Below are 14,001 nucleotides of genomic sequence, written 5' to 3'. Positions count from 1 at the left end.
CCCACTCACGATGATCATCGTGAGTGGGAAGGGCTCTAGTCGACCAGCTCGGGCGCCTCGACCGCGTCGGGCACGTCGCAGAACAGCGAGGCGATGAACTCGCCGTTCGGGCGATAGACCTTGCGGAAGCGGCCGGCGTCCCAGCCGCAGTCGCCGCAGGCGCAGACGCCGCCGAGATGGCAGCTGGGCGTCAGCTCCTTGAGCCGGACGCTGGCGCCGTCGCCGACGGCGCGGATGCGAGTGACGGTGTAGAGCGCCCCGAGGTCAGGCATGATCTGGCTCTCGGGACGGCTGGGCGTGTCGTCGATGCACTCGACGAGATCGCCCGCGCGGATATCGGACAAGTTACACGGGCCTTTGGCAGCCGCCGTGCACGCCGAGGCGCGCCCGGCGGTAGGGACGCTGAAATGCTCGAGGCGCTGGGAAGTTCCAGCACCCTCGAAGCATCATTCAACAGCGTGAGAGGTCGGGCCATGCGGCCTGTCGCCGCCCTGGCGGCGGGCCCGTCAGGCGGGCGGGCAGCCCTTGAATTCGCCGGCCTTGGCGACGGTCAGCTTGGCCAGGTTCAGCGCCATCAGCGGGCGCATCGACGACGAGCCATGGCCGGTGAACAGGTCGATCTTTTCGCCCTTGATCGCGCCGCCGGTGTCGGAGGCGTACCAGAAGCCGTCGTGCTTGGAGCCGTCGGGCATCGGCAGGCCGACGGTTTCCTTGATGAACAGGCGGGTGCGGCGCGGAATCAGCTTGGTGTCGACGGCCACGGTGCGCATCGCGACCACCTTGCAGCCGAGCGAGTCCAGGCTGCCCACGCCCTTGGCGCCGGCGTGATAGAGGGTGGCCTTCATCCGGAAGTCCGGGGTGCCCGGCAGAGCGCCGGTCAGGGCCGAAACGATCAGGTCCCCGAGCGGGTCCGATTGAGGCGCAGCTTGTGCGCTTTGCGTCAGCCCAAAGAAGAAGGGGAGGGCGGCAAGGGCGGCGAGGCGACGTCGCATGACGGCGGCTCCTTCGTCGTTGATCTTGGCAGCGGCGGCCTTCGTACCCGGACTCCGAGCGAGAGATCAACCCCACGTGAACGACGCCGCCTCGCGACATATCGCCACGAGCGCTTTGACCGTAGCCCGCGGGAGGCTATCAACCCCTTGGGAAGCAAGGGGTTGAGGCATGCGCATCTATGGCGATTCCATCTCGGGCAACTGCCTGAAGGTGAAGTGGGTGGCCGACTATCTTGGCCGCAAATACGAGTGGATCGAGACCGACATCCTGCGCGGCGAGTCGCGCACGGCTCAGTTTCTGGCGCTCAATCCGGCCGGCCAGGTGCCGCTGGTGGTGCTGGGCGACGGGCGTCCGCTGGCCCAGTCCAACGCGATCATCGTCCACCTGGCTGAAGGCTCGGATCTGATCCCCGCCGACGCCTACGACCGCGCGCGGATGCTCGAATGGATGTTCTGGGAGCAATACAGCCACGAGCCCTACGTCGCCGTGGCCCGCTTCCAGGTCCGCTATGCCGGCAAGCCGGTCTCCGAGCTCGAAGCCCGGCTGGTGGAACGCGGCAACGGCGCACTGCAGCGGCTGGAAGACGGCCTGGCGGCCTCGTCGTTCCTGGTCGGCGAAGTTCCCAGTCTCGCGGACGTCGCACTCGTCGCCTACACCCGCGTCGCCCACGAGGGCGGCTTTGATCTCGCTCGCTACCCGCGCGTCCAGGCCTGGGTGAAGCGGGTGGAGGCCGCGCTCAAGATCGCCTAAACGGAATCGCATGAAAGCTCAGCTGCTCGCCGCCGTCGCCGCGCTCTGTATCCTGCCCGCCCAGGCCCACGCCTGGGGCGCGATGGGGCATCGGATGGTCGGCGAGGCGGCGGCCCGCGCGCTGCCCGCCGAGGTTCCGGCCTTCCTGCGCACGCCGGCGGCGGTGCGCGACATCGGCGAGCTCTCGCGTGAGCAGGACCGCTCCAAGGGGGCGGGCCGCATCCACGACCACAACCGCGACGCCGGCCACTTCCTCGACCTCGACGAGGAGGGCAAGCTGCTCGGCGGTCCGTCGTTCAAGCCGCTGCCCGCCAACCGCGCCGACTACGAAAAGGGCCTGCAGGCCGCCGGCCTCGACAGCTGGAAGGCGGGCTATCTCCCGTATTCGATCGTCGACCGCCACCAGCAGCTGACCAAGGACTTCGGCTATTGGCGGGTGCTGACCCACATGGCCGCGCGCGAGAAGAACCCGGTGCGCAAGGCCTGGTACAAGCGCGACCTGATGCGCCGCGAGGCCCAGATCCTCCAGACCATCGGCGACCTCTCGCACTTCGTCGGCGACGGCGCCCAGCCGCTGCACGTCACCGTGCACTACAACGGCTGGGGCGAGTACCCGAACCCCAAGGGCTACACGAGCGCCCGCATCCACGGCCCGTTCGAGAGCGAGTTCGTCTTCGCGAACGTTAAACCTGCCGATGTGGCGATACGCATGCAGCCGCTGAAAGCGTGCGACTGCTCGATCGAGGCGCGGACCGTGGATTATCTCACCGATACAAGCGCCTACGTGATCCCGCTCTATGAGCTGGAGAAGGCCGGCGGGCTGGCGGCCGGCGACCGCAGGGGCGTGGAGTTCGCCGCCGGCCGCCTGGCGGTCGGGGCTTCGGAGCTGCGCGACATGATCGTTTCGGCCTGGCGCGGCAGCGAAAAGGCGACCGTCGGTTGGCCGGTGCTGCGCGTCGACGACGTGCTGGCGGGTAAGGCCGATCCGTTCGATTCCCTGTACGGCAAGGACTGAGCCGGTGCGGGTCGCGCCTCAGTTCGGCGATCGGAGGGCTGGACGGACGTATGCCGACCGCCCGGCGGCGTTCGGGATCCTCGAACGCGACGGGCAGGTTGCTGTGGTGCGGATCGTAAAACCTGACGGTGCGGCCTGGATCGACCTGCCCGGCGGCGGGGTCGATCCAGGCGAGAGTCCCGAGCAGGGCGTGGTGCGCGAGTTCGGCGAGGAGGCCGGCCTGAAGGTCGCCGTCCGCGAGCCCTACGCCATGGCAGACCAGTTCTTCGTCAACACCGAGGGGGAGGCCTGGAACAACCGCAGCGCCTTCTTCGTCCTCGATCTCGTCGCCGAGGATGCGGCGTTGAAAATCGAAGAAGATCATATGCTTGTGTGGCTGTCCCCGCTGGAGGCGATCGCCGCCTTGCGCCACGATTCACACGCCTGGGCGGTGGCCGCCTGGATGCGCCGCTAGGTGCGCTTGCGGGCGGGGCGGCGAGGCGCCGCCTTGGTCTTGTGCTGGCGTCGGTGGCTCGGGGCGCCGGCTTCCTGCCGCACTCGGGTCGAGGCTTCGTCGAGTTCGCTGAGGATCTTCTCGAGGTCCTTGTCAGGCAAATTCTCTATGCCGATGAAAGAGTTATGCGCCTTCGACACGCGGATCAGCTCGTCAAGCTTGGCGTGCAGGGCGCTATTGTCCCGGTTCTGGGTGTTCTGGATCAGGAACACCATGAGGAAGGTCACGATGGTCGTGGCGGTGTTGATCACCAGCTGCCAGGTGTCCGAAAAACCAAACAGCGGCCCGCTGATCGCCCATAGGGCAACAAGGGCGCAACAGACGACGAACGCCAGCGGGCGCCCGGTCAATCGCGAGACGTCGGTGGCGAACTGGGTGAAGACGTGGGTGACTTTGCCGCTCATGTCTGGAGGTCCCGCCGCATTGCGCGGCGCAGGCTGAACGGGTACTGGCTGCGCCAGTTCCGACCCCCAGGAGAGCGCATGTCCCAGGCCCAGATCATCGACGGCAAGATCACGGCCGAGCGCCTGCGCGCCGAGGTGGCGCAGGAGGTGGCTGCGCTCAAGGCTCAGCACGGCCTGCAGCCGGGTCTGGCGGTGGTGCTGGTTGGCGAGGATCCCGCCAGCCAGGTCTATGTCCGCTCCAAGGGCGAGCACTCCAAGGCCGCCGGCATGCACTCGGTCACCCATCGCCTGCCGGCCGACGTCAGCCAGGACGATCTGCTGGCCCTGGTGCGCCAGCTCAACGGCGATCCGGCGATCCACGGCATCCTGGTGCAGCTGCCGCTGCCCAAGGGCCTGGACGAAAAGGCGGTCATCGAGACCATCGACCCGGCCAAGGACGTCGACGGCCTGCACGTCGTCAACGCCGGCCGGCTGGCCCAAGGGTTGCCCTCGCTGGTGCCCTGCACGCCGCTCGGCTGCATGATTTTGCTCCGCGAGACGCTGGGCGACCTGACCGGCAAGCGCGCCGTCGTGATCGGCCGCTCGGTGCTGGTCGGCAAGCCGGTGGCGCAGCTGCTGCTGGCCGCCGACTGCACGGTGACCATCGCCCATTCGCGCACCCAAGACCTGGCCGCTGTCTGCCGTGAAGCCGACATCCTGGTGGCCGCCGTAGGCCGCCCGCAGATGGTCAAGGCCGACTGGATCAAGCCGGGCGCCACGGTGATCGATGTCGGCATCAACCGCGTGCCGTTCCGCGATCCGGTCAAGGCCGCCGAGGGCAAGACCAAGCTGGTCGGCGACGTGGCCTACAAGGAAGCCCTCGCGGTGGCCGGCCACATCACTCCGGTGCCCGGCGGCGTCGGCCTGATGACGGTGGCGTGCCTGCTGCAGAACACCGTGACCGCCGCCAAGCGCATCGCCGGGCTCGAGGCCTAAACCCCTCGGTTGTTGGTCCAGGCGACCAATTCGCCCAGCGCCTGGCCAACCGCCTGGTCATAGGCTGCGACGATCGCCGAAACGCGGTTGTCGGTGGCCCGCACGCGGACCTCGAAGGTCTTCGAGCCGGCCAACTGGCGGTCAGCGCCGCTCAGGGTCGCGCGCAACGACACCGAAACCTCGGGCGCGGCCCGGGCCCCCTGATCATAGACCGCTTCGAACTCGGTCACGTCCACGCGCAGCACGTAGTCGGCCTTGCTGAAATCGCCGCGGGTCAGCAGCCGCGCCGGACCGGCGTCGGCGTTGAAGGCCCGCGACAGCGCCTCGTTGAACAGCACCGAGGCCGGCGATACCCATCGCGAGTCGGCGATATAGGCCGCCCGGCTCCCGGTGATGGTCAGCATGCGGTCGTTGGCGGCCGCCTGCACGAAGGAGCCGCCCAGCCGCGCCACGGCGAACGGCGCGCCCTGGCTTGCCGCGGCCGGCTGAACGCCGCCGTCGAAGCGGTAGAGCTGGGCCGGCTTTTCGTCGGGCAGCAGGGTGATGCAGCCGGCGAGGGCGATCGCCATGGCCGTGAGGCCTAGGACGGAGAGGGTGCGCTTCAGGGCGTTCATGGCTTGACCTTGACCTCCTGGGCCGGGGACTTGCCGACCAGGCCGCGGGGGTTGGCTTCGACGTCGCGGATCAGCCGATCCAGGGAATCGGCGGTCTGTTGCAGGGACTGGATGGCCGAGGTGAGTTGCGGCAATCCGTTGGTGGCGAAGTCGTTGGTCGGGCCGTCCAGACGCCCGACCATGGTGCGGATGTCCTTGGCCGCCACCTGCGCCTCGCCGGCGGCGTCGGCCAGGTTGGCCAGGGTCCGCTTACCTTCGCCGTCGACCAGCGCCTGGCTCGACTTGCTGAGCTCGGCGATCTGGACGGCGGCGGCGTCGATGTTCTGCAGCGCCTTCTGGGCGTCGGCGATCAGCGCCTTGCGTTCGCGCAGTTCGGCGGTGACGGCCTGAGCGTCCTCGACCGCGTCGCCGAACTTCTTGATGTTCTGGTCGGACAGCACGCGGTTGACGCGGTCCAGCGCCTCGACCGTGCGGGTCAGCACCGTGCCGCCGCCTTCCAGCAGGTCAGACAGCGCGCTGCGCTGGGTCCGCAGCTTGGGCACCTTGCCGGGATCGACGGTGTCTTTCAGCAGCCGCTTGGCCGGGGTCCCTGCGGTGATCTGCACGTAGTTGATGCCGGTGATGCCCTGCGGCTCCAGCGTGGCGTAGGAGTCGACGCGGATCGGCACGTCGGAGGTGACGCGCGCCCGGGCGATGACCCGGTTCGGATCGGCCGGGTCGAGCTGGATCTTCGTCACCTCGCCGACCTTGATGCCGTTGAAATGCACCTCGCCGCCCTGGCTCAGGCCGCGGACCGGTCCTTGGAAGATGATGTCATAGACATCGTAGTCCTGGGCGAAGCTCAGCCGCGCCAGCCAGACCACGAAGATCAGCAGGCCGGTCACCAGCAGCAGGGTCGAAAAGCCCACCAGGGCGTAGTTGGCGTCTTTTTCCATCAGGCTGGTTTCCCGGCTCTATGGGCCGCAACGGCCGCCGCGCGGCCGCGCGGTCCAAGGAAGTACTCTTGGATCCACGGATGCTGTGAACGCTCAAGCTCGGCGACGGGCGCCACCTCGACCACGTGCTTGTCGGCCAGGACGGCCACACGGTCGGTTATCGAGTAGAGCGTATCGAGGTCGTGCGTGATCATGAACACCGTCAGGTCGAGGCTGTCGGACAGGTCGCGGATCAGCTCGTCGAAGGCGCCGGCGCCGATCGGGTCCAGGCCCGCGGTCGGTTCGTCGAGGAACAGCAGCTGCGGGTCCAGGGCCAGCGCTCGGGCCAGGCCCGCGCGCTTGCGCATGCCGCCGGACAACTCGGCCGGCTTCAGGTCGCCGGCGCCGGGGCGCAGGCCGACCAGCGCGATCTTCAGATCGGCCAACTCGTGCACCACGCGGCGGGGCAGCTTGGTGTGCTCGTACATCGGTGCGGCGACGTTCTCGCGCACGGTCAGGTTCGAGAACAGCGCCCCCTGCTGGAACAGCACGCCCCAGCAGCTCTCGATCTCCGACCAGCGGCGGCGGCTGGTGCGCTGGATGTCCTGGCCCAGCACCTTGACCGTGCCGGCGTCTGGCTGCCGCAGGCCGATGATCGAGTTGAGCAGCACCGACTTGCCGGTGCCCGACCCGCCGACCACGCCCAGCACCTCGCCGCGCTCGACGGTCAGGTCGAGGTTGTCGTGCACCACGTGGTCGCCGAATTGCGAGCGCAGGCCGCGCACCTCGATGGCCGGGGCGTCGTCGTCGAGCAGGGATTGATCGGCTAAATCCGCCACTTAGACATCCAACTGCATGTAGATCAGCGCAAAGACGGCATCGATCAGAATGATGGCGAAAATCGCGTGCACGACTGCGGCGGTGACGCGGCGGCCCAGCGACTCCACGTCGCCGCCGACCTCCATGCCCTGGCGGCAGCCGATGCCCGCGATCACTGCGGCCATGATCGGCGCCTTCGACAGGCCGATCCAGAAATGCGTCGGCCCGACATTGTCCAGGATCCGCTGCAGGAAGAACGAGGGGCCGAGGTCGAGCACCGTCCAGGTCACCAACAGGCCGCCGACCAGCCCCGATATCGTCGCCACGAACGTCAGCAGCGGAATGATCGTCAGCAGGGCGGCGAAGCGCGGAAAGACCAGCGCCTCGAACGGATCGACGCCCATCACCTTCATGGCGTCGACCTCCTGGTTCATCTTCATCGATCCGATCTCGGCGGCGAAGGCCGAGGCCGAGCGACCCGCCAGCAGGATGGCGGTGATCAGGATGTTGAACTCGCGGAACACGGCGATGCCGATCAGCTCGACGGCGAACACCTCGGCCCCGAACTGGCGCAGCATGTTGGCGCCCAGCAGCCCGACGACGGCGCCGATGAAGAACGAGGTCAGGGTGACGATCGGGATCGCGTCCAGCCCCGCCCGCTCGGCCAGCGACACGCAGGCGGCCCAGCGAATGCGCCCCGGATTGGCGATCGTGCGGCCGACGACCACCAGCAGGTGGCCGACGAACGCCATGGTCTCGAAGATTTCGGCGCCGAGGTTGAACACCCCGCGCCCGGTGCGGATCGCCAGCTCGTAGAAGCCGCGCGGCTCCTGGCGCTTGGCCGGCTTGTTGCGGGCCGCAGCGGCGACCAGTTCCAGCAGCCGATGGGTCTCGGGGCGGGCGTCGATGTGGTCGGCGGCGGGGTGGTCGGCGACGGCGCGCAGGATGCCGTAGGCCCCCGCGGTGTCGAGCCGGCGGACGCTGGTCAGGTCGATCCCGGAGAGCGCCTCGCCGCGCACGGCGGCCACCAGACGGCTCACCGCGTCGCCGGCCGCCGTCGCCGTCCAGTCGCCCGACAGCACCGCCCGGCGGCCGCCATCGGTCTCCATCACGCTGAAATCGGCGGGTCGTTCCATCGGCTCGCGTCGGGCCTCGTCAGCTAGCGTCCGCTTGAGTCGAAACGCCTCAAGCTTGAACCTAGCAGAGCCGCCTCAACACGCCGAACGCCTTATGGCGAAGGTTGTTCCGTGGCGCCAGCCTATCGAACGCGTCTCGCGACAAGGTGATCCTAGGTCGCAGGCGGCGGCCAAGATTTCGCCCAAGTCGCAGGCCCTAAGGGGGCCGGGGCGGCTCGGTCCGTCCCCTGATTAAGCGCCTATAGGTCGGGAGCGTGGGTTGACCCGTCGTCACGTCGAAATCGCCGGTAAGTCCGGCGCCCTTTACCGGTATTCGGCCCTGGAGGAGGATCGCGTTCTGCCGCCGGCCGGCGCGAACTACGTCATCTGCAAGCCGGCCGATCGCGGGATCGACATCCTGTTCGTCGGCGAGACCGATAGTCTGGCGCGGATCGCCTGGCGCGAGCAGTTGGCCTATGCGCGCGACACCTATGGCGACGATGCCGACGTGCTGACCCGTCTCAACGTGCGCAGCGCCGTGCGCCTGGCCGAGCAGGAAGATCTTCTTGAGGAATACCGCCCGCCGATGAACGCGGGGGCCTAGCGTCGGGGCGCGGCCGTCGCCATTCTCCGGCCCGTGTCCGATCCTCTCATCGTCATCCTCGGCGCCGCCGTCCGCCCGGACGGTCAGGCCAGCCCCGCCTTGATCCGCCGCATCAAGGGCGGCTTTCGGTTGGCCGAGGCGCATCCCGCCAGCCTGGTCTTCTGTTCCGGCGGGGTCGGCCGCTACGGGCCGTCCGAGGCCTCGATCATGGCTGAGCGGCTGACCGCCATGGGGCTGGTGGCCGAGCGGCTGGTGCTGGACGAGGACAGCCTCGACACCTTGCAGACCGTCGTCGCCGCCGCGAAGTATGTCCGTGCGCGTGGGGCGCCTGGCGTAATCGTCTGCACCGACAGCTATCACACCCCGCGCACGCGACTGTGCTTCGCCGCGCTCGGCGTCGCCAGCGCCGACGGCTCGGTGCCGGCCGGCCCGCGCCAGATGGGCTGGGGCGCGTGGTGGCGGATGCGGGTGCGCGAGATCCCGGCGATCCCCTATGACGGAGTGCTGGCCCTGACCAAGCGCGGCACGCTTCAGCCGGTCCAGCGATAGCCGACCCCAGGCTCGGTGGTGATCAGGGTCGGGGCGGCCGGGTCAGGCTCGACCTTCTGGCGCAGCTGGGCGACGAACACCCGCAGATACTGGACGTCGGCCTCATGGGCCGGCCCCCAGACGGCGGTCAGCAGCTGGCGGTGGGTGATCACCTTGCCGCCGCCGGAGACCAGCTGCGCGAGCAGGTCGTACTCCTTCGGCGAGAGACGGACGGCGTGGCCTCCACGGGTCACCAGCCGCTTGACCAGGTCGACGGTCAGGTCGCCGGCCGTCACCACCGGCTCGGCCCCGGTCGACTTCAGCCGGTGGCGCAGAGCGACACGAAGCCGCGCCAGCAACTCCCCGACTCCAAAAGGCTTTTCCACATAGTCGTCGGCCCCCATGTCGAGGGTGTCGATCTTCTCGGTCTCCTTGTCGCGGGCCGAGAGCACGATGATCGGACCATCGTAAAAGGCGCGTGCGCGGGTCAGCGCTTCCTTGCCGTCGAAGTCGGGCAGGCCGAGGTCCAGCACCACCGCGTCGGGCGCCTTGCGGGCGATTTCCTTCAGGCCGTCGGCGGCGGTGTCGGCGCGCACGGGCTCATAGCCGGCCGCCTCCAGCGCCGGCTGCAGGAACCGGTGGATCTGCGGCTCGTCGTCGATGACCAGGATACGCGGGCGGCTTGCGCTCACAGCATGTGCCCCGGCATGACGTGCTCCTTGGGCAGGCTGATCAGGATGCGCGTTCCGCGGCCGTCGTGGATCGGGCTGGCGGCGGCGATTCGCCCGCCCATCGCTTCGACGAAGCCCTTCGAGATCGCCAGGCCCAGGCCCGCGCCCTTGCCGCGGTCGGTGGCTTCTTCCATCCGTCGGAACTTCTCGAACACCCGTTCCAGCTCCTCGGTGGGGATGCCGCGCCCCTCGTCCTCGATGGAAACTACAACGTTGCCGCGGTCCTCATAGGCGGCGACCTCGATCGCCGAGCCGTCGGGGCTGTAGGCGATCGCGTTCTCGAGGATGTTCACCAGGGCCTGCTCCAGCAGTGATGCGTCGGCCTTGACCATCGACAGCTGGTCGGGGAAGTCGCGCGCCACGCTGCGCTTGTCCAGCCGCCGCTGCACGCGTTCGACCGCCGCGCGCAGGACGTCGCGGATATCGACCCACTCGCGGCGGGTGACCAGCGCGCCGCCTTCCAGCCGGGTCATGTCCAGCAGGTCGCCGACATAGCGGTTCAGCCGCTCGGCTTCCTCGCGGATTGACTGAAGAAGATCGCGCTGGACATTGGGTTTCAACGACTTTCCGTAATCCAGCAGCGTCGTGACCGAGCCCAGCACCGTCGACAGCGGCGTGCGCAGGTCGTGGCTGACCGAGTTCAGCAGCGCCCCGCGCAGGCGGTCGGTGCGGCGCAGCGCCTCGGCGTCGGCGGCCTGGGCGGCGAACTCGGCGCGCTCCAGGGCGACCGCGCCCTGGTCGAGCAGGGCGGCCACGAAGCGTTCGTTGTCTTCGGCGGCCAGGGCGCGCGGCTCGACCCCGGCGACGCCGGCGCGGGCCTTGACGCCCTGCAGCGGCCGGAAGCTCCAGGCGGAGTTGGGCAAGGTGCCGGTGCCGGCTCCGGCCGGCTCGCCCTTTTCCCAGGCCCAGCGCGCCGCGGCCATATCGCCCGGCGCCAGGGCGTCCAGGCCGGGCGAGGCGGCGGTCAGCGCCAGGTCGTCGCGCTCGGGGGTCAGCACCACCGCCGCGCCGCTGGTGGCGGCGGCCAACTGCTCGGCCAGGGCCTGGGCCGCGGCGTCCTGCTTTGCGGCCGAGGAGAGGCGGCGGCTGGCGGCGAGCAGCGCCGAGATCGCCGAGGCCCGCTGCGCCACCGCCCGGGCCTGATCGCGGATGCGGCCGGTCAGCCAGCCGGTGGTCAGGGCGACCGCGAAGAACACCCCGAAGGTGAGCACGTCGGCGGGATGACCGATCCGCACCGTCAGCCGCGGCTCCAGGAAAAAGAAATTGTAGATGAAGGCGCTCAGCGCCGCAGCGGTCAGCGCCGGCCAGAGCCCGAACGCCAGGCCGCTGACCAGCACGCTCAGCATGAAGATCATCGCCAGGTTGGCGGTCTCGGCGACCTGGAACGTAACGCTGGCCAGCAGTGCGGCGAGGACGACGAGGCCGACGGCCCCGGCGTGCCCGGCCCATGGCCACGCGCGCAGCGGCGTCGAATGGCGCACCGGGGCCGGATCGGGTTCGCCGTGCTCGGTGACCACGTGCAGGGCCGCGCCCTGCGCCTCGTTCAACAAGGCCTGGATCAGCGAACGGCGGAACGGGTTGCGGCGGCGATGGCCGGACTTGCCGACCACGATCTGGGTGACGTTGTTGCGCCGGGCGTAGTCGAGCACGCTGGCCACCAGGTCGTCCCCGGTCAGCACCACCGTGGCCGCGCCGAGCTGTTCGCCCAGCTTCAGCGCTTCGTTCAGCCGCGCCTGGCCGCCGGCGGGGGCGGGCGGGGCGTTCGGCCGCTCGACGTGGGCCACGATCCACGGCGCGTCCATCATCATGTCCGACAGCCGCCGGCCGGTCCGCACCAGCCCTCCGGCCGCCCCGTCCGGGCCGATCAGTACGAGGATCCGCTCGCCGGCGGCCCACGGGCCCTCGACGCCGGCGGCCTTCATCGCCCCGATCAGCTGGTCGTCGACCGTCTGGGCGGCGCGGCGGAGCGCCAGTTCGCGCAGGGCGGTCAGGTTCTCGGGTTTGAAGAACCGCTCGGCGGCCAGCTGCGCGGTGTCGCCGATATAGACCTTGCCCTCGGCCATCCGCTCCCGCAGCTCGGATGGCGTGATATCGATCAGCTCGATCTCGTCGGCGCGCGACAGGGCGCTGTCGGGGACCGTTTCGCGTTGGCGGATGCCGGTGATCTTCCAGACCACCTCGCGCAGGCTCTCCAGGTGCTGGACGTTCAGCGTCGTCCAGACGTCGATCCCCGCGGCCAGCAGCTCCTCGACGTCCTGCCAGCGCTTGGCGTGGCGCGATCCGGGCGCGTTGGAATGGGCGTACTCGTCGACCAGCAACAGCTGCGGACGCCGATCCAAGGCCGCGTCCAGGTCGAACTCGAGCAACGTTCGCTCGCGATACTCGATCGGACGGCGGGCCATTACCTCCAGCCCGCGCAGCAGCGACTGCGTCTCTCTCCGGCCGTGGGTTTCGACCACCCCGACAACGACGTCGCCGCCCTCCGCCTTTCGGCGGCGAGCGGCGCGCAGCATCTCGAAGGTCTTGCCGACCCCGGGGGACATCCCGAGGAACACCTTCAGCCGTCCTCGCCCGGGTCTCTGGGTGGCCGCCAGCAGGGCGTCCGGGTCCGGGCGTCGGGGTTCGTCCATGTTCATCGGGTCGGGGGCGGGAAGCGGGCGTCGAGGGCGAGGTTGGTCATCAGCACATTGACCCTCGGCTGGCCGAGGACGCCGAAGGTGCGCCCTTCCACATGGCTCTGCAACAGCGCGCGCACCAGCCCCGGATCCACCCCCCGGGCCTTGGCGATGCGATCGGCCTGCAGCAGGGCGTATTGCGGCGAGACGTGCGGGTCGAGGCCCGAAGCCGAGGCGGTCACCGCGTCGGCCGGGATCGTCCCGTTGACGCCTTGCGTGCGCAGGGCCGCGGCGCGCTCGGCGACCTGCGTGGCGAGGTCGGGGTTGAGCGGGCCGAGGTTCGAGCCGGACGAGGCGGCGGCGTCGTAGCCGTTCGCCCCGGCGGCCGAGGGGCGCGGGTGCAGGTACCGCGGTTCGGCGAAGTTCTGGCCGACCAGTGCGGACCCGACCACCTTGCCGCCTTCGACGACCAGGCTGCCGTTGGCCTGGTCCGGGAAGGCGGCCTGGCCGACGCCGGTGATCGCCATCGGATAGGCCAGGCCCAGCAGGAGGGTGAAGAAGGCCATCGAGACGATGGCGGGGCGGATAAGGGAAAGCATGGTCACGCCTCCTTAGAAAGCGGCCTTGAGACCGAGGACGACGCGGCTCTCGTAGAGATCGCCGAAGTCGTGCTCGTCGGTGTCGTGATAGCGCAGGTCGACACCGAGGAAGTCGGTGAGAGCATAGCCGACGCCGAGGTTCCAGGTGGTGTAGTCGCCCTCGTAGTCGACGTCCTGATAGCCGACGGCGCCTGAGACGGAGACTTTCTCGGCGACCGGCGTCGAGCCGTTGAGCTCGAAGTAGGTGGCCTTGCCGGTCCCCCCGAAGAAGTCGTCGGAATAATAGACGCCGGCGCCGAGGGTGGCCGGGCCGACGGGGACCGAGCCGGCGACCTTGAACTCGATGAAGTCCTGGTCCGAACCGGTCGGGGCGTTGATGTAGCCGTAGTAGATGACGCCGAGGTCGAGGCTGACCGGCCCGAGCTGCGGCCGAACGCCGGCATAGAGGTCGAGCTCGAAGTCGGTGTCGTTGCCGAAATCGACGTTGGACAGCCAGCCGCCGGCATAGATCAGGCCGCCGACCGTCGCGTCGACGCCGCCCGAGATCTGCGGGCTTTCGTCGGTCTGGCTGACACCGCGCCACACGTAGTCGGTCGCGGCGCCGACGTTGAACGACAGGTCGATCGGGCTGGTGTCTTCGGCGAAGGCGGGAACGGCGAAGAGCGAGATCGCGGCGAAGCCGGCGCCGGCGAGGCTGTGACGGCGGAGGCGGAAGAGAGACATAGGGGAGGTCCTGGTAAGAGTGTTCTTGGAGGTGTTGATCATCGGGAGCCTCAGACGATCCCGCCGAGGAAGGCGCAGGCGAACAGCAGGGCGATCAGCCCCAGCGAGA

The 14,001-nt window shown here is 69.2% G+C and carries 17 protein-coding genes; 6 read left to right on the top strand and 11 right to left on the bottom strand.

Going from position 1 to position 14,001, the window contains the following annotated elements; translation table 11 throughout:
- Positions 1–35 precede the first annotated feature (35 nt).
- Positions 36–344, bottom strand: a complete 309-nt coding sequence (locus OUA97_RS01110; protein WP_267229878.1) for a hypothetical protein — start codon at positions 342–344, stop codon at positions 36–38.
- A gap of 162 nt (positions 345–506) precedes the next feature.
- On the bottom strand, positions 507–992 hold the full coding sequence (locus tag OUA97_RS01105) for a 3D domain-containing protein (protein ID WP_267229877.1): 486 nt from the start codon (positions 990–992) through the stop codon (positions 507–509).
- Positions 993–1,161: 169 nt separating this feature from the next.
- On the opposite strand from OUA97_RS01105, the gene OUA97_RS01100 reads away from it, so the two are divergent.
- The 3 genes from OUA97_RS01100 to OUA97_RS01090 are packed head-to-tail and all read left to right on the top strand — an operon-like array spanning position 1,162 to position 3,212.
- Positions 1,162–1,743, top strand: coding sequence for a glutathione S-transferase family protein (locus OUA97_RS01100; protein WP_267229876.1), 582 nt, complete (start codon positions 1,162–1,164; stop codon positions 1,741–1,743).
- A gap of 10 nt (positions 1,744–1,753) precedes the next feature.
- Entirely contained in the window at positions 1,754–2,758 is a 1,005-nt protein-coding gene (locus tag OUA97_RS01095; RefSeq protein ID WP_267229875.1) for a S1/P1 Nuclease, read from the top strand.
- A gap of 4 nt (positions 2,759–2,762) precedes the next feature.
- A complete protein-coding gene (locus OUA97_RS01090; protein WP_267229874.1) occupies positions 2,763–3,212 on the top strand; it encodes an NUDIX domain-containing protein in 450 nt (149 codons plus the stop codon).
- Here the strand turns inward: OUA97_RS01090 and OUA97_RS01085 are convergent.
- Complete coding sequence (locus OUA97_RS01085; protein WP_267229873.1) at positions 3,209–3,655, bottom strand: low affinity iron permease family protein; 447 nt, start codon at positions 3,653–3,655, stop codon at positions 3,209–3,211. The genes OUA97_RS01090 and OUA97_RS01085 overlap by 4 nt on opposite strands.
- A gap of 78 nt (positions 3,656–3,733) precedes the next feature.
- On the opposite strand from OUA97_RS01085, the gene folD reads away from it, so the two are divergent.
- Positions 3,734–4,630 (top strand): bifunctional methylenetetrahydrofolate dehydrogenase/methenyltetrahydrofolate cyclohydrolase FolD, encoded by an 897-nt coding sequence (gene folD / locus OUA97_RS01080; protein WP_267229872.1) that lies wholly within the window; start codon positions 3,734–3,736, stop codon positions 4,628–4,630.
- Here the strand turns inward: folD and OUA97_RS01075 are convergent.
- The 4 genes from OUA97_RS01075 to OUA97_RS01060 are packed head-to-tail and all read right to left on the bottom strand — an operon-like array spanning position 4,627 to position 8,113.
- Positions 4,627–5,244 (bottom strand): ABC-type transport auxiliary lipoprotein family protein, encoded by a 618-nt coding sequence (locus tag OUA97_RS01075; RefSeq protein ID WP_267229871.1) that lies wholly within the window; start codon positions 5,242–5,244, stop codon positions 4,627–4,629. The genes folD and OUA97_RS01075 overlap by 4 nt on opposite strands.
- Positions 5,241–6,179: an MlaD family protein gene (locus OUA97_RS01070; protein WP_267229870.1), complete on the bottom strand. Its 939-nt coding sequence runs from the start codon at positions 6,177–6,179 to the stop codon at positions 5,241–5,243. The genes OUA97_RS01075 and OUA97_RS01070 overlap by 4 nt, the downstream gene beginning before the upstream one ends.
- Entirely contained in the window at positions 6,179–6,997 is an 819-nt protein-coding gene (locus tag OUA97_RS01065) for an ABC transporter ATP-binding protein (protein ID WP_267229869.1), read from the bottom strand. Before OUA97_RS01065 ends, OUA97_RS01070 begins: the two co-directional genes overlap by 1 nt.
- Positions 6,998–8,113 carry an ABC transporter permease gene (locus tag OUA97_RS01060; protein WP_267229868.1) on the bottom strand — a complete coding sequence of 372 codons (1,116 nt, stop codon included), beginning with the start codon at positions 8,111–8,113 and terminating at the stop codon, positions 6,998–7,000. It lies immediately after the preceding gene.
- 259 nt (positions 8,114–8,372) lie between these two features.
- Here OUA97_RS01060 and OUA97_RS01055 point away from each other — a divergent pair, with 259 nt between their 5' ends.
- Entirely contained in the window at positions 8,373–8,696 is a 324-nt protein-coding gene (locus OUA97_RS01055) for a hypothetical protein (protein WP_267229867.1), read from the top strand.
- A gap of 33 nt (positions 8,697–8,729) precedes the next feature.
- Positions 8,730–9,245, top strand: a complete 516-nt coding sequence (locus tag OUA97_RS01050; protein WP_267229866.1) for a YdcF family protein — start codon at positions 8,730–8,732, stop codon at positions 9,243–9,245.
- Here the strand turns inward: OUA97_RS01050 and OUA97_RS01045 are convergent.
- Genes OUA97_RS01045 through OUA97_RS01030 form a run of 4 tightly spaced genes read right to left on the bottom strand, consistent with a single transcriptional unit; the run spans position 9,227 to position 13,892 of the window.
- Complete coding sequence (locus OUA97_RS01045) at positions 9,227–9,916, bottom strand: response regulator (protein WP_267229865.1); 690 nt, start codon at positions 9,914–9,916, stop codon at positions 9,227–9,229. The genes OUA97_RS01050 and OUA97_RS01045 overlap by 19 nt on opposite strands.
- Complete coding sequence (locus OUA97_RS01040) at positions 9,913–12,591, bottom strand: sensor histidine kinase (RefSeq protein ID WP_267229864.1); 2,679 nt, start codon at positions 12,589–12,591, stop codon at positions 9,913–9,915. The genes OUA97_RS01045 and OUA97_RS01040 overlap by 4 nt, the downstream gene beginning before the upstream one ends.
- Positions 12,588–13,169 (bottom strand): potassium-transporting ATPase subunit KdpC, encoded by a 582-nt coding sequence (gene kdpC, locus OUA97_RS01035; RefSeq protein WP_267229863.1) that lies wholly within the window; start codon positions 13,167–13,169, stop codon positions 12,588–12,590. Before kdpC ends, OUA97_RS01040 begins: the two co-directional genes overlap by 4 nt.
- Positions 13,170–13,181: 12 nt before the next feature.
- Entirely contained in the window at positions 13,182–13,892 is a 711-nt protein-coding gene (locus OUA97_RS01030; protein WP_267229862.1) for a TorF family putative porin, read from the bottom strand.
- Positions 13,893–14,001: the final 109 nt, after the last annotated feature.

The organism is Phenylobacterium sp. 58.2.17, assembly GCF_026411515.1.
GTDB lineage: Bacteria > Pseudomonadota > Alphaproteobacteria > Caulobacterales > Caulobacteraceae > Phenylobacterium.
The sequence above is the reverse complement of the archived record's forward strand: the minus strand, read 5'-3'. Positions and strand labels throughout refer to the sequence as shown.